Source organism: Tenacibaculum amylolyticum (assembly GCF_964511145.1).
Taxonomy (GTDB): Bacteria; Bacteroidota; Bacteroidia; order Flavobacteriales; family Flavobacteriaceae; genus Polaribacter; species Polaribacter amylolyticum.
In genome coordinates, this window is sequence record NZ_CAZEFZ010000030.1 from 30,029 (window position 1) to 49,861 (window position 19,833).

Annotated in this window: 17 protein-coding genes; 10 read left to right on the forward strand and 7 right to left on the reverse strand. The window is 30.8% G+C overall.

The genetic code is table 11. The annotated features are described in order from the left end of the window. Nucleotides 1-107 precede the first annotated feature (107 nt). The 4 genes from ACKTTC_RS10800 (at nucleotide 108) to ACKTTC_RS10815 (ending at nucleotide 7,032) form a co-directional block, all read left to right on the forward strand. Complete coding sequence (locus ACKTTC_RS10800) at nucleotides 108-2,618, forward strand: zinc-dependent metalloprotease (RefSeq protein ID WP_408039838.1); 2,511 nt, start codon at nucleotides 108-110, stop codon at nucleotides 2,616-2,618. An 83-nt stretch (nucleotides 2,619-2,701) separates the two neighbouring features. After that, on the forward strand, nucleotides 2,702-4,621 hold the full coding sequence (locus ACKTTC_RS10805) for a CocE/NonD family hydrolase (protein ID WP_408039839.1): 1,920 nt from the start codon (nucleotides 2,702-2,704) through the stop codon (nucleotides 4,619-4,621). Between the two features lie 184 nt (nucleotides 4,622-4,805). Next, nucleotides 4,806-6,071 carry a mediator of RNA polymerase II transcription subunit 21 gene (locus ACKTTC_RS10810; RefSeq protein WP_408039840.1) on the forward strand — a complete coding sequence of 422 codons (1,266 nt, stop codon included), beginning with the start codon at nucleotides 4,806-4,808 and terminating at the stop codon, nucleotides 6,069-6,071. 193 nt (nucleotides 6,072-6,264) lie between these two features. Beyond that, on the forward strand, nucleotides 6,265-7,032 hold the full coding sequence (locus tag ACKTTC_RS10815) for a class I SAM-dependent methyltransferase (RefSeq protein ID WP_408039841.1): 768 nt from the start codon (nucleotides 6,265-6,267) through the stop codon (nucleotides 7,030-7,032). A 172-nt stretch (nucleotides 7,033-7,204) separates the two neighbouring features. Here ACKTTC_RS10815 and ACKTTC_RS10820 read toward each other — a convergent pair whose 3' ends face one another. Genes ACKTTC_RS10820 through ACKTTC_RS10835 form a run of 4 tightly spaced genes read right to left on the reverse strand, consistent with a single transcriptional unit; the run spans nucleotide 7,205 to nucleotide 11,041 of the window. Next, nucleotides 7,205-8,311: a hypothetical protein gene (locus ACKTTC_RS10820; protein ID WP_408039842.1), complete on the reverse strand. Its 1,107-nt coding sequence runs from the start codon at nucleotides 8,309-8,311 to the stop codon at nucleotides 7,205-7,207. Nucleotides 8,312-8,340: 29 nt separating this feature from the next. Beyond that, nucleotides 8,341-8,547, reverse strand: a complete 207-nt coding sequence (locus ACKTTC_RS10825; RefSeq protein ID WP_408039843.1) for a hypothetical protein — start codon at nucleotides 8,545-8,547, stop codon at nucleotides 8,341-8,343. Nucleotides 8,548-8,592: 45 nt separating this feature from the next. Next, on the reverse strand, nucleotides 8,593-9,468 hold the full coding sequence (locus ACKTTC_RS10830; RefSeq protein WP_408039844.1) for a sugar-transfer associated ATP-grasp domain-containing protein: 876 nt from the start codon (nucleotides 9,466-9,468) through the stop codon (nucleotides 8,593-8,595). Between the two features lie 7 nt (nucleotides 9,469-9,475). After that, complete coding sequence (locus ACKTTC_RS10835; protein ID WP_408039845.1) at nucleotides 9,476-11,041, reverse strand: 7TM domain-containing protein; 1,566 nt, start codon at nucleotides 11,039-11,041, stop codon at nucleotides 9,476-9,478. A 93-nt stretch (nucleotides 11,042-11,134) separates the two neighbouring features. Here ACKTTC_RS10835 and ACKTTC_RS10840 point away from each other — a divergent pair, with 93 nt between their 5' ends. From ACKTTC_RS10840 to ACKTTC_RS10850, 3 genes are read left to right on the forward strand one after another with little or no spacing between them, the layout of a single operon-like run. Further along, complete coding sequence (locus ACKTTC_RS10840) at nucleotides 11,135-11,653, forward strand: RNA polymerase sigma factor (protein WP_408039846.1); 519 nt, start codon at nucleotides 11,135-11,137, stop codon at nucleotides 11,651-11,653. Nucleotides 11,654-11,706: 53 nt separating this feature from the next. Continuing rightward, the gene (locus tag ACKTTC_RS10845; protein WP_408039847.1) at nucleotides 11,707-12,615 is read left to right on the forward strand and encodes a FecR family protein; all 909 of its coding nucleotides are present in this window, start codon (nucleotides 11,707-11,709) and stop codon (nucleotides 12,613-12,615) included. 2 nt (nucleotides 12,616-12,617) lie between these two features. Next, nucleotides 12,618-14,951, forward strand: coding sequence for a TonB-dependent receptor plug domain-containing protein (locus ACKTTC_RS10850; protein WP_408039848.1), 2,334 nt, complete (start codon nucleotides 12,618-12,620; stop codon nucleotides 14,949-14,951). A 29-nt stretch (nucleotides 14,952-14,980) separates the two neighbouring features. Here ACKTTC_RS10850 and aat read toward each other — a convergent pair whose 3' ends face one another. Together aat and ACKTTC_RS10860 are read right to left on the reverse strand one after the other, a co-directional pair. Next, the gene (aat, locus tag ACKTTC_RS10855; RefSeq protein ID WP_408039849.1) at nucleotides 14,981-15,616 is read right to left on the reverse strand and encodes a leucyl/phenylalanyl-tRNA--protein transferase; all 636 of its coding nucleotides are present in this window, start codon (nucleotides 15,614-15,616) and stop codon (nucleotides 14,981-14,983) included. After that, nucleotides 15,616-16,998 carry a short-chain fatty acid transporter gene (locus tag ACKTTC_RS10860; RefSeq protein ID WP_408039850.1) on the reverse strand — a complete coding sequence of 461 codons (1,383 nt, stop codon included), beginning with the start codon at nucleotides 16,996-16,998 and terminating at the stop codon, nucleotides 15,616-15,618. The genes aat and ACKTTC_RS10860 overlap by 1 nt, the downstream gene beginning before the upstream one ends. Nucleotides 16,999-17,095: 97 nt before the next feature. Between ACKTTC_RS10860 and ACKTTC_RS10865 the strand changes: the two genes are divergently transcribed. The 3 genes from ACKTTC_RS10865 (at nucleotide 17,096) to ACKTTC_RS10875 (ending at nucleotide 19,426) form a co-directional block, all read left to right on the forward strand. Next, nucleotides 17,096-17,719 (forward strand): YqaA family protein, encoded by a 624-nt coding sequence (locus ACKTTC_RS10865; protein WP_408039877.1) that lies wholly within the window; start codon nucleotides 17,096-17,098, stop codon nucleotides 17,717-17,719. 75 nt (nucleotides 17,720-17,794) lie between these two features. Continuing rightward, entirely contained in the window at nucleotides 17,795-18,946 is a 1,152-nt protein-coding gene (locus ACKTTC_RS10870; RefSeq protein ID WP_408039851.1) for an MFS transporter, read from the forward strand. A 243-nt stretch (nucleotides 18,947-19,189) separates the two neighbouring features. Beyond that, nucleotides 19,190-19,426, forward strand: a complete 237-nt coding sequence (locus ACKTTC_RS10875; protein WP_408039852.1) for a DUF1456 family protein — start codon at nucleotides 19,190-19,192, stop codon at nucleotides 19,424-19,426. Between the two features lie 71 nt (nucleotides 19,427-19,497). Here ACKTTC_RS10875 and ACKTTC_RS10880 read toward each other — a convergent pair whose 3' ends face one another. Continuing rightward, a complete protein-coding gene (locus ACKTTC_RS10880) occupies nucleotides 19,498-19,674 on the reverse strand; it encodes a hypothetical protein (protein ID WP_408039853.1) in 177 nt (58 codons plus the stop codon). Nucleotides 19,675-19,833: the final 159 nt, after the last annotated feature.

A 19,833-nucleotide genomic window follows, 5' to 3' on the forward strand; every position in this document is an offset into this window, starting at 1 on the left:
TAATTTTTCTGTTTTAATTAAGAGAAATAGCACGCCTTTAACATTTCGTTAAGAACCTATAGCATCCCTTATGCTTAATTTCGACAAACATTACAACCGATTTAACAATGAATATAAAATTAATAACCAAGGCACTAGCCTTTCTTTTAGTACTTGGAGTTTCTTTAAATGTAGATGCCCAACGAAGAAAGAAAAACAAAACACATCATAAAAAAAAGACGGAAGCTGCTACGACTGCTTCAAAAGCAAAGCCTAAAAAAGGAGGTATTAAACCTTATGATAAGGTCGTTACAAAAGAATATAAAACTGATGAAGGTTTATTCAAAGTTCACTCAAAAGATCAAAACTATTTATTTGAAATTCCTGATTCTTTATTAGGAAAGCAAATGTTAATGGTTACAAGAATTGCTAAGACTGCTAATGGAATTGGCTTCGGTGGTGGAAAGCAAAATACGCAAGTACTACAGTGGCAAAAAAAACATAAAAACATTTTATTAAGAGTCGTTTCTCATGTAGTAGTAGCTGATAGTATTCTACCTGTTTATGAAGCTGTTGTAAACTCAAACTTTGAACCTATATTATATTCTTTTCCTATTAAAGCATATAGTAAAGATTCTACAGCTACAGTAATAGATGCAACACCTTTTTTCACAAAAGATGTAAAAGCAATTGGTTTTCCTGCGGCTAGCAGAAAACGTTATAAAATTACACGTATGGATAAAGAGCGTTCTTTTATAGAGCGCATTAACAGTTATCCTAAAAACGTTGAGGTACGTCATGTAAAAACATACCTTTCAAACCAGCCACCATCAAACAGAAGTGTAGGATCTATTTCTTTAGAAATGAGTAACTCTATGATCTTACTTCCTGAAAAACCAATGAAGCGTCGTTATTTCGACAAACGTGTTGGGTGGTTTGCTAGGTCTCAAACTGATTATGGTTTAGATGAACAAAAAAGTAAATCACTAACGTACTTAGACAGATGGCGTTTAGAAGTAAAAGATGAAGATATTGAAAAGTTTAAGCGTGGTGAATTGGTAGAACCTAAAAAACCAATTGTATATTATATCGATAGAGCAACCCCTAAAAAATGGCGTAAATATCTAAAACAAGGAATTGAAGATTGGCAAGTTGCTTTTGAAGCTGCAGGATTTAAAAATGCTATTATTGCTAAAGATCCTCCAACAAAAGAAGAAGATCCAGAATGGAGCCCAGAAGATGTACGTTATTCTGTTGTTCGTTATTTAGCTTCTCCTATTCCTAATGCTAATGGTCCTCACGTAAGTGATCCTAGATCTGGAGAAATTTTAGAATCAGATATCAATTGGTATCATAATGTAATGACTCTATTACATAACTGGTATTTTATTCAAACTGCTGCCATCAATCCTGAAGCTCGTACAAATAAGTTTAAGGATGAAATTATGGGGCGTTTAATTCGTTTTGTTTCTGCACATGAAGTAGGTCACACTATCGGATTACCTCATAATATGGGAAGTTCTGTTGCATACCCTGTAGATTCTTTACGTTCTGCAACATTTACAAAGAAATATGGAACTGCTCCTTCAATTATGGATTATGCACGTTTCAACTACATCGCACAACCAGAAGACAAAGGTGTTGCCTTAATGCCAGATATTGGTCCTTATGACAAATATGCAATTCACTGGGGATACGCTCCTATTTTAGGTAAAACTGCTAAAGAAGAAAAACCAATTCTTAATAAATGGATTACTGATAAAGCAGACAATCCTTTATATCGTTTTGGTCATCAACAGGTGGTAAATATTATCGATCCTAGTTCTCAAACTGAAGATTTAGGAGATGATGCTATTAAAGCAAGTGACTACGGGATTAAAAACCTAAAACGTATTTTACCTAAGTTAGAAGAATGGACTACTGAAGAAGGGGAAACATATGATGAGTTAAACACTATGTACGGACAGCTTTTAGGTCAGTTTAATAGATACATGGGACATGTAAGCTCTAATATTGGAGGTGTATATGAACATTACAAAGCTGTTGGTCAAGACGGTGCTGTATATACTCACGTAGATAAAAATCATCAAAAAAATGCACTAAAATTTATCAACGTTCAATTATTTGAAACACCAAAATGGTTATTAGATAAAAACATTTTTGATAAAACGCAATTTTCAGGATCTGGTGATCGTATTCGTGGATTACAAGTACGTACGTTAAACAGAATTTTAAAGCCTGGTAGACTTACACGTATGCTTGAGAATGAAGCTTTAAATGGAACGAAAGCATATACATTAATTAGTATGATGGGAGATTTACGTAAAGGAGTTTGGAGTGAATTATATACTAAAAAAGCGATTGATCCATACAAAAGAAACTTACAGAGAGCACACTTAGATCGTTTAGACTTTTTATTAAATAAAGCTAAAGATCAAAGAGGAAGAAATGATGGTGGTTATTTCAAGCAAACTGCTGTAAATGTTAGTCAATCTGACATTAAACCAATTGTAAGAGGTGAATTAAAGCGTTTAAAAAGAGATATTAAACGAAACATTCCAACTGCAAAAAATACAGTTACTCGTTATCACTTACAAGATGCTGTAGATAGAATTGATCTTATTTTGGATCCAAAATAAATCGTATTACAATAAAAGAGGTTTCTAACGAAGCCTCTTTTATTTTTATATATTTACCCAAATATTTGCAACCAAGTTTCATTATGAAAAATATATTAAAATTTTCTTTCCTTCTTGTTTTTATAATAAGTAGCTGTACTCCTAAAAAAGCCCCAAAAGAAGCTCCAGCTGAAGACACTTATGTGAAAGACAATTACAACAAACAAGAGGTAGCTATCACTATGAGGGATGGTGTTAAGTTACATACAACCATCTATTCACCTAAAGATACAAGTAAAACCTACCCAATTTTATTACAAAGAACTCCATATAGTGCTGGTCCGTATGGAAAAGATAAATTTCGAAAAAGGATTGGACCTAACCCAATTCTAATGAAAGAAGGAAACATTATTGTTTACCAAGATGTTCGCGGTAGATGGATGAGTGAAGGTGTGTATGATAATATGCGTGCTTATATTCCAAATAAAACGGCAAAGCAATCTGACGAAACTACTGATACATATGACACTATTGATTGGTTAATTAATAATGTCCAACATAACAATGGAAAAGTTGGTACTTGGGGAATTTCATATCCTGGATATTACACAACGGTTTCTACTATAGATGCACATCCTGCATTAAAGGCTGCTTCGCCACAAGCTTGTATTGGTGATTTCTTTTTTGATGATTTTCATCATAACGGAGCTTTCTTATTAAGTTATTTTAGAGCTATTTCTTTATTTGGAACGTATAAAGATCAACCAACTGATTCTGCTTGGTATTCTTTTCCTGATATGAAAACACAAGACCAATACCAATTCTTTTTAGACAATGGTCCTTTAAAGAATTTAAATAAGTATTTCCAATATGAAAAATTAGATTCTAAAGTTGCAGACAATAACGAACGAATAGATGATTTCTTCTGGAAAGAAATTGTAAACAATCCAAATTATGATTCTGTTTGGAAGAGTAAAGGAATTATACAACACTTAAATAAAGTTCCTTCAACTGTAGCTACAATGATTGTTGGTGGTTGGTTTGATGCAGAAGATTTATATGGTCCTTTAGAAACCTATAAAGGAATTGAAAAGCATGAACCTAACAATTACAACACAATGGTTTTCGGACCTTGGGATCATGGTGGCTGGTCTAGAAACAAAGTCAAAAACACTGTTGGAAACTATTATTTTGGAGATTCAATTTCTTTAAACTTTCAAAAAAATGTTGAAACAAAATTCTTTAATCATTTCTTAAAAGGGGACGGTTCTAAAAATTCTGGTTTACCTGAAGCACATGTATACGATACTGGAAAAAGAGCATGGAAATCATACGATGCTTGGCCACCTAAAAATATTAAGAAACAAACATTTTTCTTATCTCCAGATCAAGCTTTAACAACTTCGCCAAAAAGTATAGAAAAAGTTCAGTTTGTTAGTGATATTAAACGACCTGTACCTTATTCTGAAGACATTAAAACGGTATTTACTCCACGTAAATATATGACAGACGATCAACGATTTGCTGCTCGTAGGCCTGATGTTTTAGTTTTTGAAACGGATATTTTAGAAGAAGATATTACACTTGCGGGAGATATTTTAGCAAAACTTAAAGTAGCTACCACAGGAACTGCAGCCGATTGGATTGTAAAAGTAATTGATGTACATCCTTCTGATCTAAAAAACGATAATGAAGATATGCAATCGCATCAAAAATTAAGTAACTATCACATGATGGTACGTAGTGAAGTAATGCGTGGGCGTTTTAGAAATGATTTTTCTAAACCAGAACCTTTTACTCCGAATAAGAAGACAGAAGTAAATATTAAATTACAAGATGTATTCCACACAGTTAAAAAAGGACATAAATTACAAATTCAAGTACAAAGCACTTGGTTTCCTTTAATAGATTTAAATCCGCAAACTTATGTAGACAACATCTATAAAGCAGAGGAAAAAGATTTTAAAACACAAACACATACTGTATTCACAGATTCTAGCATTGAATTTTCTGTTTTACGCTAACTTATAAAACTTTACAATCAAACTTATAATAAAAGAGAAGGTCTATTTTAGACCTTCTTTTCTTTTTTAGAATACTAAGCTTTCCTTATTATTCAATTAATAATTAATTTTAGATAAAATCACAATCCTTATATTTGACCGCTATAAAAGGGAACAAACATAAACTACATAAACTTAAATTATTATGAAAACAAAAATTATTATGAGATTGCAAATCGTTATTATGCTTTTTATTCTTACAAGTATAACTGCCACTAGCCAAGAAAAAAATTTTGAATGGAGTCAACATGCTCCCTCCTTTGTTAATGGTTTAGCAAACCAAGTAGGATACATCAATTTTGGAAAAAATAGAGTTTGGGGATATGTTGAAATAACTCTTACATCTGGTTACAACTATCAACTAACTACAGGGAAATATACTAAAAGATTTAGCATAGGTAGAAATGTAGGTGCAGGTGCATACTTTCATCAAGAATCAGAAGTTCCAGTATCTTTAGGACCTATTGCTAATCAATGGAAAATCGGTGAATTTGAAATAAATTCAAACGGAGATTTAGTATTGCCTATTTACCATTTAGTCTCTACAGGAAACACACTATTAATCAATGTTAAAGGTAGCTCTACTGTTGCTGTAGATACAAGTTTATTTTCTATTATCACCCCATCTACTATTGAAAACACTGAAACTAAAGATGTAATGCAGTTAAAAAATGATCTTGTTCTAGACGGAAAGTTAGGAATTGGAACTAAAGAACCATCAAACTTCTTAGATATTGAGAAAAATATAGATGGAGACGTATTCCTTGAAGTAACAAACTTAAGTACTGGGAATAGAGCTAGAAGTGGTATTACAGTAGGAAGATCTATTGGTAAAAGAATGTTTTTATTATCTACTTCTAACAATTATAATGGCATTCCTTCTTGGAAAAACTCAGGAGTTATTGGTACTGATAGTGGTGTAACCGGTGGACTTGTAGTTAGAACATCCACAGGAAAAATTAGATTTCAACCTAAAGGTTTAACAGATAAAATGGTATTGGATGAAGATGGGAATTTAGGGATAGGAACAACAAACCCTGATATGAGGTTAACTGTAAAAGGAAAAATTCATGCAGAAGAAGTAAAGATCGATTTAAATGTACCAGCACCAGACTACGTATTTAAATCAGATTATAATTTACGTAGCATTGAAGAAGTGGAAAACTTTATTAAACAAAATAGTCACTTACCTGAAATTCCTTCTGCAAAAGAATTTGCCAAAAATGGAGTTATGCAAGCTGAAATGGATATGATGCTTCTAAAAAAAGTTGAAGAATTAACATTATACACTATTAAACAAGAAAAGAAAATTAAATCTTTAGAAAAGCAGAACGATAAGATTGAGATACAACAGAAAAAAATTGAGCAACTTGAAACGCTAGTGAAAAAGTTATTGAACAATAAAAACTAGACATAAAAGTTATCAAACTTAAAATAGCTTAGCCAAGACTAAAATTATAATTAAAAAGGAGACCAGTTTTTGGTCTCCTTTTTTAATAACATTTTTTTCTTTAATTGGATATCCTAAATTTATAAAGTCAAAATATATGTAAAACGTATATTTAGGCGTTAGCAAGTATAACAATACCCGAAAACACTAAATTATGATGGATCACTCTGCAGTAAAGAAAATATATAATAACGTAAAGCATGTTGAAGGATGGCTTGAAAAAGAAGCAATGCTTATTTTAAACATTTTAAACAATGTTCAAGCTAAAAATAAAATCAATGGAAATTGCTTTGAAATAGGAGTTCATCATGGAAAATCTTCAATTTTCTTTTCTAAATTACTAAACAAAAATGAACAATTAGATATTTGTGATATTTTTGAAAATCAATCTGCAAATGTTTCCAAATCAGGACATGGAAATAAAACTCTTTTTGAAAAAAACTTTAACACACATGGTAATAATAACTTAAGGAATGTCCACCATTGTCTATCCAGTAACATCGCAATCGATTCACTTACCAAAGAGTATCGCTTATTTCATGTTGATGGAGGACACCATGCTAATGAGGCACTAGAAGACTTAGAAATTGCAAAAAAAATGTTGGTCGATGGAGGCTTAATAATCGTTGACGATCCTTTTAGAGAAGATTGGCCAGGTGTAACTGAAGCAATTGTTGAATTCCTCAATAAAAACAAAGAATTCACTCCTATATTTTGTGGATTCAATAAATTAATAATTACTCAACGAACATATTCAAATTTATTCCTTGACGTATTACGAGATGAAAAAGTTAGAAAGAACAACAAATTCAACAAACTTTTCACTAAAGAAGAAAAACTTTTTTGTGAAGACAAAATGCTTGTTTTCAAGTTTAAAACAATGAATTGGAAGAGAAAACTTAAATATCACCTAACACACTAATTTAGTTTGAGTCAAATATTTTAATTTATAAAAATATTTTTTCGTGAATTTCCTCATGTATTGCACATTAATACTGATAAGAATAAAAAATATTAAAAAACAAAAGGGTATGATTTAAAATCATACCCTTTTTAATTAGGCTGGACTTAACTAAAACTTTCCAAAATCTACCCTAAAAAATAAATCGCAAACCTAATCCTATATAATTATTGTTGTAAGAGCGATACGCCGTAGTTGTAATATCATTATTGTTCGAATTACGATCTATCAAATATGCTCTTGAAAGCAACAAAAACTTTTTGTTCAATCGGTATTCCATATTCATATTCGCTCTGATGTAGTGATATCTTAATTTCTGACTTGAAGTTCCTGGAATATTCAATTCATCAAACACTCTGTATCCATAACTAGGATACATACTAAAGTTGAAACGTTCTCCTTTATATTTTACTTTTACAGCTGCATTTAGTTCATCGTATCCAAACTGATTATTGGTTTCATCCATTCTTTTTTCATAACCAATACTCGGCTGTATAGCTAATTTCTTATGAACTGGTAATTTGTAAAAAACTTCCGCATTCCAATAATTCCAAGTTCTTTTATTAGTAATTTCCTCTTCGATATCAAAAATATCATAAGCTCTACTCGAAAACCCTGCATTGAATCCATACGCATATAGCAAATGATTTTTCCATTGTACTTGTTTCCATGTAATATCAGCTCCATAAATAGTATATGATATTTGTCTACTCTCTGAAGCATCAAAACTTTTGTTTCCATAATGTACTGCTAGACTAGTTCTATTTCTTTTCGATAATCTAAAGATTAAGGCTGAAGAAAGATTTAGTCTATCATACCCTAAAGGTGTACTCAATTCATTGGCATCTAAATCTTGCCCCTTTTGATCTTTTTTCTTGAAGCTAAAGGTATTTTCCCATTTCGTATTTCTATTAAAATTATACGTATACTTTACTCTTGAATTCAATAATACTCTACGAGCGTTTTGTTCTGAAAAATAGTACCGCATTTCTGGTGTGACATAAAACTTTAAACTACTATGTTTCCATATTTTTTCATACGTTAATTTTGCTAATATATCTTGATAAATACTACTGGCGTATAAATCATTTTCTCCTAATACCGTTCCTTCTGAGAGTAGACTATTCGGAACTTTGTAAATATTCCGTTCATAACCACTGAAAGATGAAATAGAAGTCGTTACTTGGCAGTACGCACTAGTAGTTAGTAGAACACAAAGAAAAAATGTTGTGTACTTCATATTTTTAAACTTTTAAAATTGAATGAATCTTATTTTTTTACGAGTAACTGAGGTTCTTTTTTTTCTAACACAATTGCTAGTTCCGTAGCATTAAATTCTGGTGTTTTTGTAATTTCAACCATATGTACAATAGGTGCATTTATTTGTTTATCTGTAACTAAATTGGAATAAATAGCAACACTTAAAATGCCTATTAAAAGAAAAATATACGGAAAGGGTGATTTTTGATATTTCATACTTTTTGTCTGTTTAACTAGTTAACAGGATGTGCTCAAAAAACCCTATACTTTTTTTAAAACTTTTTTAATTCCTTGCTTATTTGCTAGCTGAATTCCCAGCCCTGGTCGTACATTAACTTCCATAATTAAAGGTCCTAAATCTTTATCTATAGCAATATCTACGCCTAAATAATTGAGTGGAAAATGAGTCGCAGCTTTTACAGAAGCGTCTACAATCTCTTTCCAATACGGGATTTGTTTTCCATAAATCGCGTTCCCATTATCTGGATGTATTCCAAAATATTGCCTTCCATCATAAGCATAGGTCAATACACCTCTTTCCATATCAATTCCAATACCTAATCCACCTTGGTGCAAATTTGCTTTTCCATCAGATTTATCTGTAGGAACTCTTAACATAGCCATTACTGGTTCTCTATTGAGTAAAATCACTCTAAAATCAGGAACCCCTGCAGGATAAATTTCATGAAAGAAAGGATGTGGTTCAATACATTTTTCTATTAAAACGCGATCATCTGAACCCAAAGAATATTGTCCCATAATAATGGAAGCCATATGTAAAAAAATATCCTCTTCTGGAATTATCTTTCTACTACTCTTCCATTCATTATGTATTGTTTTTTGTATAATCTTAATACCTCCTCCTCCACTTCCATTAGCTGGTTTTATGGCTATTTTTTTATGATGCTTTACTTTTTTCCATCCTTTTTCAATAGCACTAATACGCTCTATTACTGCATACGTTTCTGAACATGGAATTGCATGTGCTTCTAAAATATTTTTTGCCAATACTTTATCATCTGCAAGTTTGTAATATTTACGTTCGTTATTCGGATAAATTAGCGACACATTACGTTCGTTAATCCCCATAACTTCAAAATTATTATGCAGTGTCTTTTTTATAAAACTTCGTATCATAAGCTTTCTAATTTAATATTGCATTAAAACGCTGATATTCAAACAATCGTAATCCTATCCATTTTCCTAATAACATAGACATGGCAATAATGATGAGAAACAATTCTGGAAAAACAAGAAATACAATTTTTATAGTAGCTGAAGAAAATACAACGTAGCACAACAAAATAACAACCAATGTTTGTAGCATTTTCTTAATCGCATTGTTATAGCCATCTTCTTCAATAGCGCGTGTAAATCGTTCTGCTGTAATTGAAGTAACGATGATTGGAAAGAATGAAAGCGATTGTAACCATTGAATTTTATAATGCAATCCTATAGAAAGTAATAGAAGAATTAAAATTACTGAAGCCGATAAAACGACTACCATTTTAGGTGTATGCAACAATCCCCATGTATGTAACGGAATGGAAATTAACATTACTACAATAGTGATAATAAAAAATAAAAGCAATCCAGTAACCAATCCTGTAGTGGTAAATGTAAATGCCATAAGAATTGGCAGAAAAATTCCATATATTTTTAATCCAATAACATTTTTTAATAAGGCAACTAACAATCCACCTAATGGTAATAAAATTAGAAAATTAAGTATATTCTGAGAGATTAGATTACTCTTAGAAAGTCCTATAAACGATATTGGATGTTCTAATAAACCTCCATCTGAAGTCGCATTGATAAAAGGTACGTTATTTCCTTTTTTAATTTCATAGTTATAATCGAACAGTATGTTTGGTGTATGTGTTATTAAAAAATGATCCCCAGTATATATTTCCAAATAATAGGCAGGTAAATACGCAAAGTGATTGTTTAATACATCAAAAGGAATCCATTTTCCTTGAATATATACTTCACTCCAAAGATGCGAAGTTCTCTTTTTTGTTTGTTCTAAAATCAAACCTCCTTTTAATCTAGCAGGAACTCCTCTATTTCTACACAAAGCAACAAACAAACGTGCTTTTCCGTTACACGATGCTTGGTTTTGCTCAAAAGCTTTTAAGGCACTGGTTAAATCTCTAATAGGTGCTGAAGGAATTTGATATACGTAATCGTATAATTTTCGTATCAAAGATTTCAAATCTTTCGTCCCTTTTGTCAAACTATTTGCAAGCGAATCTATCTTGTAATGATCTACTTGAATATGTTCTTCTGCTCTTACATATGTATCGTCTTTAAAATGTTCTGAAGTCTGAATCGGTAAATTATCAGCTATTTTATATTGAGCTGCCTTACCTTTAAATACAAAACTGTAATTAATTGTATAAAATTTACTTCCAGATTTAGCTCTCCAAATTCCTCTAATATTCTCTTCTTCTTTTTTTATTTTGAAAGTCATTTTATTCGACTGTTCCTTCTTTGCTACAATTCGCTGTCTTTCATTACTGATAGGAAGATATGTTTTTACAAAAATCTTTTTATCATTTGCTTTTGTATAAAAATTATAATGCACCTTATACACTTTACTAGGTAAAAAGTTTTCAAAAGATTCTTTTATCGGCTTAATTTTAAAACTCATAGAAATAAAAGCTAGCGCAATCAATACTTTTATTGTTAGGTTAAAACTTTTGTTCATATTTTGGGTATTTTTCGTTTTATATAAGCCTAACAGGATATAAAGAATTTACCCTATAGAAATTTTTATATTTGTTGCAACTATCTAGTATATATGGCAAAATCACTAAGCTCCATTTGCAACGAACTTGTTTTTAAGAAAGTATTTAACGATTACTTTCAAACTGTTTGTAATTTTATTTATTTGAAATGCGGAGATACAGCACAGGCACAGGATTTAAGTCAGGAAGCTTTTGTGAAGTTATGGAATAACTGTGCTAAAGTACCTTTAGAGAAAGCTAAATCATTTCTTTTTACAGTTACTAAAAATGCTTTTTTTAATGAGTATGAACATGGTAAGGTAATCTTAAAATATCGCAATCAGAAAAGAGTTAACATAAATAAAGAAGATCCTGAATTTTTATTTAGAGAAAAAGAATTTCAGCAAGAATTAACCAATGCTATTAATAAACTTGATCCAAGAGATCGAGAGATTTTTTTACTGAATAGAATCGAGAAAAAGAAATATCGGGAGATTGCTGAAATGCTAGATATTTCAGTAAAAACAGTAGAAAGAAGAATGCATACAGCATTACAAAGTTTACGAAAAGATATTAAAAATTATAAAATTTAATAGGGTTTTTTCATCCCTTACGGTTGTATACATAACAACGCAAATTAAAATTTATGGCTGAAAAATACGATGATACATTTTTAGCTCGCTGGTTAGCTAATGAACTTTCAGAAAAAGAACTGAAAGATTTTGAAGCTTCTGAAGATTATGAGTACTATACACAGATTATAGGCACCTTAGAATTTGCAGAATTTCCACAGCATGATATTGCTGAGAACTTAAATGCTACACTTTATAAAATTGAACAGCAAAAAACAACTCCCAAAAAAGCACGTAAGTTGTATCCTTATTGGATGAGCGGCGTTGCTGCTGCAGTGATTGTTGTTTTTAGTTATTTATTTTTCTTTCAAAACATAAAATATACAACACAGCAGGCAGAGCATCTTAGTTTTTTCCTCCCAGATAGTTCGGAGGTTGTCTTAAATGCCTATTCAAAAATTACATACAGTCGTTTTAACTGGAAAAATAATCGGAAGGTTGTCTTAAATGGTGAAGCTTATTTTAAAGTGAAAAAAGGACAAACTTTCCAGGTAGAAACAGAACAAGGTACAGTAACAGTGTTGGGAACTCAATTCATTGTAAATAATAGAGATAACTATTATAATGTCATTTGTTATGAAGGGAAAGTGCAAGTTACAGTTTCCAATAAAACTCCAGTTATATTAACAAAAGGGAAAGGTTACACGATAAAGAACGGCACACACGAATCATATAGTATAAGCGACAGTACTCCTAGTTGGATAGCTAATGAAAGTTCTTTCAATAATGTTCCTATTTTAGAAGTTATTAATGAGTTAGAACGTCAGTTTCATATTACTATCGAAGGAAAAGACAACTTAAAACCAGCTTATTTTTCTGGACGTTTTTCTCATGATAATGTTGAAAATGCATTAAAAACTATTTTTGTTTCTATGAATATTCCTTTTAGCTTTGAAAATAACAAAGTGACGATTAAAAAATAATAGTGAAACAATTTTTAGTAGTTTTTATTTTCTTCTTTTTATCTTTTGATGTAGCTTGTCAAAACAAACATGTCTCTTATAACAAAGCAGACTTAGAAGAGGTTGTTAAAGAAGTAGAAAACTATTTTAGCATACGTTTTTCATATAACGATGCTATTTTTAAATCGCAATACTTTACATACAAAGGCCTTTTAAATTTAGATATTTTTCTACTAGAAATTGAACTTCAAAACAATATAAACTCTGAGTTTATAGATGCAAAAAATATTGTACTTACAACCAAGCAGCAAACTATTTCTAACTATACTTTAGATGAGGTATTGGTTGTTTCTGAATACTTAACTTCTGGTTTTAACCAAAATGAAGAGGATGGTTCTATTGTATTAAGTCCAACCAAAATGGGCGTACTTCCAGGTTTGGTAGAATCTGATGTAATGCAGAGTTTACAACTGCTTCCTGGAATTTCCAGTCCTACAGAATCCGCTACCAACTTGCATATTCGTGGAGGAACTCCCGATCAGAATTTGATTCTTTGGGATGGCATAAAAATGTATCATCAAGGACATTTATTTGGGATGATTTCAGCTTTTAATCCGTATATCACAGAAAGAGTAGATATTTACAAAAGCGGAGCTAGCTCTAAATATGGAAATAGAATTTCTGGAATTATTGATATGCATTCTGCAACTGATATTTTTACTAAAACAGCTGCTGGAATAGGTAGTAATCTCTTGCATTCAGATGCATTTCTAAAACTTCCTATTATTAAAAATGAATTAGGAATTTTTATAGCGGCTAGACGTTCATTAACAGATGTTTTTAACTCTATAACTTATCGAAAACTTGGTAATAAAATCTTTCAAAACACTAAAATTGAAGACAACAATCAGCAAGTACAAGAAGAAGAACTCCGCATTTTAAAAGACCAGTTTTACTTTGTTGACTTTAATGCAAAAGCAACTTGGAGAATTTCAGAAAAACACCAGCTTAACTTTAGTAGCTTATTTGTACGAAACAAATTAGATTATGCAAATGCTAATTTGGAAGGTATGACTTCTAATGATAGACTGAATTTACAAAACAATGGTTTTAGCTTACAATCTGATAATTGGCTAACTAAAAACTTTAAATTAACGACTAGTATTAATTATTCCGATTATAAGTCGGATAGTAGTTTATTAGAAACAAACACAGAAGATAATGGAAGTTATAATCGAACAAATTCAGTACAAGATTTTGGAATTATAGTAGCGTCTGAAGTACTTCTAAACTCAAAAAACAAGCTCATTTTTGGAGCAGATTATGCTGATTATGACGTTGCTTTTACTATTGATTTTGTGGATGCAACTATAGAAGATGAAATTCAAAATAATACATTACATACAACTAGTTTATATGCAGAACACGTATACAACTCGTCTAAATGGCATATACGTTCTGGAGCTAGAATGAGTATTTTATCGAAGCTTAATACAACTTTTTTTGAGCCACGTTTTTATGCAGATTATCAAATCAATCCTGTCTTAAAACTAAAAGGTTCTGGCGAAATTAAAAACCAATCTATTAGTCAATTAATAACTTTTGAATTTGATGAATTAGGCTTAGATAATAATACTTGGACTTTAGCTAACGATAGTGAAATTCCAGTATTGAACAACCATCAGCTTACAGGTGGTTTTTTATATGATAAAAATAACTGGAAGGTTGATGTGGAAGGTTATTATAAATATACCAAAGGTTTAACCACCTTTACAAGAGGTTTTACGAATGCAACCAATGAAGATTATTTTTCTGGGCAAAGTACATCTTACGGAATTGACATTTTAGTTAAAAAGAGAATTCACCGATTTAGAACATGGTTAAGCTACTCTTTAAGTAAAACCTTATTTAATTTTGGGGCATTACAAGCTTCTAATTTTCCTGGTAATTTCGATCAACGACATGTAATTAGTTTTTCGAACACTTATAAACTCAAGCAATTCCAATTTTCATTAGGTTGGCATTTCGCTACTGGAAAACCTTATGCTCAACCTTCAGGTACACGTTCTTTTGTAAATGTAGATAATCAAGTTGAAAATGCCTTAGTGTATGATTCACAGAACAATGCTCGTTTAGCAAATTATCATAGATTGGATGCTAGTATTATTTATGATTTTAAATTAGGAAAGCATAAAAAAACTAAAGCTAGACTGGGCCTTTCTTTTTTAAATGTTTACAATCAAGAAAATGAGATTGACAAATCTTCTGTACTAGAAGGAGATACTACTCAAATTATAGAAGAAACTGTTATTGGTTTAAGAACTACACCTAATATACTATTTAGAGTGAGTTTTTAATACACCTTTTAGCCATCTTACTTTCATCTTTATTTTTCATTCAAAAAAGTTAGAAATTCATCTCTTGGTATTTCTCTGGCTCCTAAACTTTCTAAATGATCGTTGTGTACTTGACAATCAATTAGTTTATATCCGCAGTTTTGTACTAAATATATAAAAGCTACTTTGCTCATATTACTAGCTTTGCTAAACATGCTTTCTCCGCAAAACACGCCATTTCCTAAATCTACTCCATATAATCCTCCTACCAATTCTCCACCTTTCAAAACCTCAATAGACTTTGCAAATCCTTTTTTATGCAATTGTATATACGCTTGCTTCATACTATCTGTAATCCAAGTACCATCTTGATCTTTTCTGTAAATCTGTTTGCAATTCTGAATTACTTCTGCAAAATTCTGGTTCTCTGTAATTGTAAAGTCCTCCTTTCTCAAAACCTGTTTCATCGATTTTGAAACTTTGAGTTCTTCAGGAAATAATACCATTCGTTCTTCTGGACTATACCAAACAATAGGTTCACCTTCATTAAACCAAGGAAAAATCCCTCTTTGGTATGCATATACTAATCTTTCTGTTGTTAAATCTCCTCCTAATGCAATTACTCCTTCTTTTGAAGTGCATTCATATGGTGGAAATTCAATCTCTTCTCCTAACCAAAAATACATTATAAAATAATTAAGCCCGCCACATAAACAATAGTTCCCACTACCATGGCTATTAACGTATACGGAAGAATTTCTTTTGCTTTTAATTTTGTAATTCCTAATAATGGCAATGCCCAAAACGGTTGTAACATATTGGTAATTTGATCTCCATAAGCTAATGCCATAATTGCTTTAGGTAATGGAACTCCTAATTGTAAAGCACTTTCAACAACAATAGGTCCTTGCACAACCCATTGTCCTCCTCCACTTGGCACAAAAATATTAACTAATCCCGCACTAAAAAAAGTAAAAATTGGTAATGTTGTTGTAGTTGCTATGGAAACAAAAAAGCTAGAAATCATAGCTACCATTCCCGTGCTTTTCATAATTCCCATAATTCCAAAATATAAAGGAAATTGAATCAGGATTCCTGAAACATCTGAAATAGCCACCCCAATTGCATTCGTGAATTTCTTAAAACTTCCATGCAACAAAATAGCCAAACCGAACATAAAGAAATTAATCAAGTTTGGCGTAATTCTTAGCTCTAGAATGTTTGTATGATATTTATAAATAAATGTTACTAGTATTAAGACACCAAATAACATAGCTAAAAATTTAGAACTATCTAATTTTTCTGCTTCAGTTTGTATTTCTTCTTTATCATCTATATTCTGTGTAGATTCAAATTCAATTTTAGTGGGTTTTGCTCTTTTTCCTAAAAGATAAAATGTAGTTGAAATAGCTATTAGTACAACCAAAAATATAATTAAATTCCACCAACTCAATACTGTTTCATTATAACTAATAACCTCTGGAATTTTAGCTAAAACTTCCTCAGAAGAAATAGATTCCATAATACTTTTAATATGTCCTTTCTCATTAATTTTTATGGGTGCAGATCCAGAAATCCCACCATGCCAAACCATTAATCCTACATAACCTGCAGCTCCAATAATAGGATAATTTAATTGTATACCTCTTTTAATTGCATCTTCTGCAACTTTTCTTGCTAATAAGGCTCCAAATATTAATCCTAACCCCCAATTAAAGAACGCAACTAACATGGTTACACTACTTACTAACATGGCACTATTTGCTGTATTGGTGCAATATTTTGTTAGTTTTAATATTAAATTACTCATTGGTTTACTCAATACTAATACATGCCCTAGTACTAAGATTAACATCATTTGATATGCAAACACAAGCAAATCATTATTCCAAATACCAGCTTCCCAATATCCAAAAACAGTAAAAATATAGTTTCCTACAGCTTCATTTTGAGGTTTTGTTACTAGAAAAGCTAACCCTAATGAAAAGAGTGTAAGTAGTATTGCTATTGTAAACGGAGAAGGAATGTATTTCTTAAAAAGATTCTCAATGAGTTTCGTTACCTTCATATTTAGTTGATTTAGCTCATAAAAATAGTAAGTTTTAGCTTTCATAATCGTAAAAAGGGAGCTATTTTTGCGGTCTAAAAGTTTGGAGGAGACGATAATGAATCAAAAAAATAAAAAGAAGAATAAAGATCCACATGTAAAACGTTTGCATAATTATTATCAACGTACAGGTTTTTACATGTTTATATGGGAAAGTTTAAAAAAAGCTTTTTGGCCAATAGTAGCTGTAGTTGTTGCTTTAGTACTATTTAATAAATATGTTTATAATATTAATGATGGCTTACAAACTATGACAGAGACTTTCTCTAGAACTAGTTTGTTAATTACGTTTTTCATTTCTGAAACAATATTAGGATTAATTCCTCCAGAAATTTTTATTGCTTGGTCTAAAAAAACTTCTGATCCTTTTGTTACCCTTTCTATACTCGCTACATTGTCTTACTTAGGTGGTCTTACCGCTTATTTTATAGGAAAAGCTTCTTTAAAAATTCATGCTGTAAAACAGTACTTAGAAGTAAAAATGGCTAAACACCTAAAAAACACTAAAAAATGGGGTGGTTTTTTAATTTTAGTTGGAGCTTTATTACCATTACCTTTTGCTATTAGCTGTTTAACTGCTGGTATGATTAAATATCCTTTTAAGAATGTGGTTATCTTCGGATTATTTAGATTTCTAAGGTTTGCTATTTACGCATGGGCCATTTTTTCTGTAGTAAGTTAAGAAGTGATTATTTAATATTATAAAACGCATAAAAACGCACATTTTTTCCTAAAAAAGTAAGTTTCCTTTGTGGCTATGAAAACTGTTTTAAAAATAGTTAGCAATCCAAGGTATTTTGCTCCTTTATTTGTGTTTGCTTCTATTAACATTTTAATGGGGACTTGGATTCTTTACATTCCTTATGTAAAAGACAAACTAAACTTAAATGATGCCGAAATAGGCATTGCCTTATTCTCTTTTGCAATTGGAGCTTTAATAAGTATTCCTTTTGCTCCTAAAATTATCAATAGGTTTGGCACTGGGAAGATTACAGGTATCGGAATTTTATTATTTACTGTATTTTATATTTTCCCAATTCTATCAACTTCCTATTACCAATTATGCCTTGCTTTATTTATTGTTGGTATTTTCTCTTCTATAACCAACATTGCAATGAATTCTTTAGTAGCAGAAATAGAACGAGAAGATCAAGTAAACTTTATGTCAACTGCTCACGGTTTTTTTAGCTTAGGCGGTGTGATTGGAGCTGGACTTGGAGGAATATTGCTAACGTTTATAGAGCAACCATATATTCATTTTTTAATTATAATTCTATTAGTTAGCTCTGTAAACTTATTCTGTATACGACAGTATTATGCTATAAAAACATATATCAAAAAAGAAAAAGAGCAATTTTCATTTTCTAAATTTAAACCATTATTACTACTGGCTCTTATAGGAATTATTATTTCAGGAAATGAAGGGGCTATTGAACATTGGAGCTCTTTATTTTTAAAAGATCGTGTACATGCTAATGATAATGCAATAGGTTTAGGGTTTCTTTTCTTTTCCTTTTTTATGATGCTCGGGCGCTTTTTTGGGGATCGAATTAGCGCTAATATTGGCTCTTTTAAAGTGCTTCTTTATGGCTTTTTAATAGCTATTGTAGGCCATTTACTTGTCTTAACAGCGCAATTCATAATCACGATCGTTGGATTTAGCTTTTTAGGAATTGGTTTTTCAGTAATTTTCCCAGAACTCATTAGATTAGCTAGTAGAAGTAAAACTTATACACCACCTGTAGCTATTTCATTTGTCTCTGGAATTGGTTTTCTAGGTTTTGTTAGCGCTCCTGTTTTTATGGGTTATATTTCTAAGATTAGCAACTTATCTTATAGTTTTGGTGTGCTTACTATTAGCTGTATTGTAGCAATTTTATTCGTCTTTAGATTACGGAAGGTCTTTTAATGGAAACTGTAAACAGAACTCACTCGACTTCTTTTTATAAAATTAAGCAACTATCTTACAAACACTTAAACCTTACTAGTTTTATCTAGATCTTAAAAAATATAAATTGAACATCCAGATTAAATTATAATTATTAGGAAATCAAAGAGTCTTTGTTCTTGTATCTTTAAATATAGTCGTCTTGTTTCTAATTTTCGAATGCTAATAGTACTTTAACTCTTATTTTAATGATACCTTTGTGCTATGGCATTAACAAATAACGATATTTTTAAGAAGCTACGTGTAGCGCATAAATTGAGAGATACAGACATTATTGAAATCTGTGCATTAGTAGATTTTAAAGTTTCTAAAGCAGAATTAGGTGCTTTTTTCAGAAAAGAAGATCATCCTAAGTATATGGAATGTGGTGATCAGATTTTGAGGAATTTCTTAAATGGTTTAATCATACATTTAAGAGGACCTATGCCTGATAAAAAATAAGATTTCACTAAAGTGATATTAAAAATAAAAATCTGCGAATGAATTTTCACAGATTTTTTATTTACATTTTACTATAATGCATGACAATGTCTTCCATCTGGATATGCACATTGATCATATCTTTGACCAGCACAATGACAATAAGAAGGACATAGAACACGACATATTACAGGTATTCCTCCTCCATTAATTGATTGTTGTTTTACTTTGGTTAATTCAGTTCCTAACTTTTGAATCTCGTTTAACATTTTGTGATTTTTTTGGGTTGTTAATTAATTTATTGACTATCCGATTTTAAATCTTCATCATAAATTTTTAATTCATTTATTTTATGATAAAACCTAAAAATAAACCACATATCTAACACATTAGAAGCAGCGTCTTACAGTTTATTAATTATAAATTAT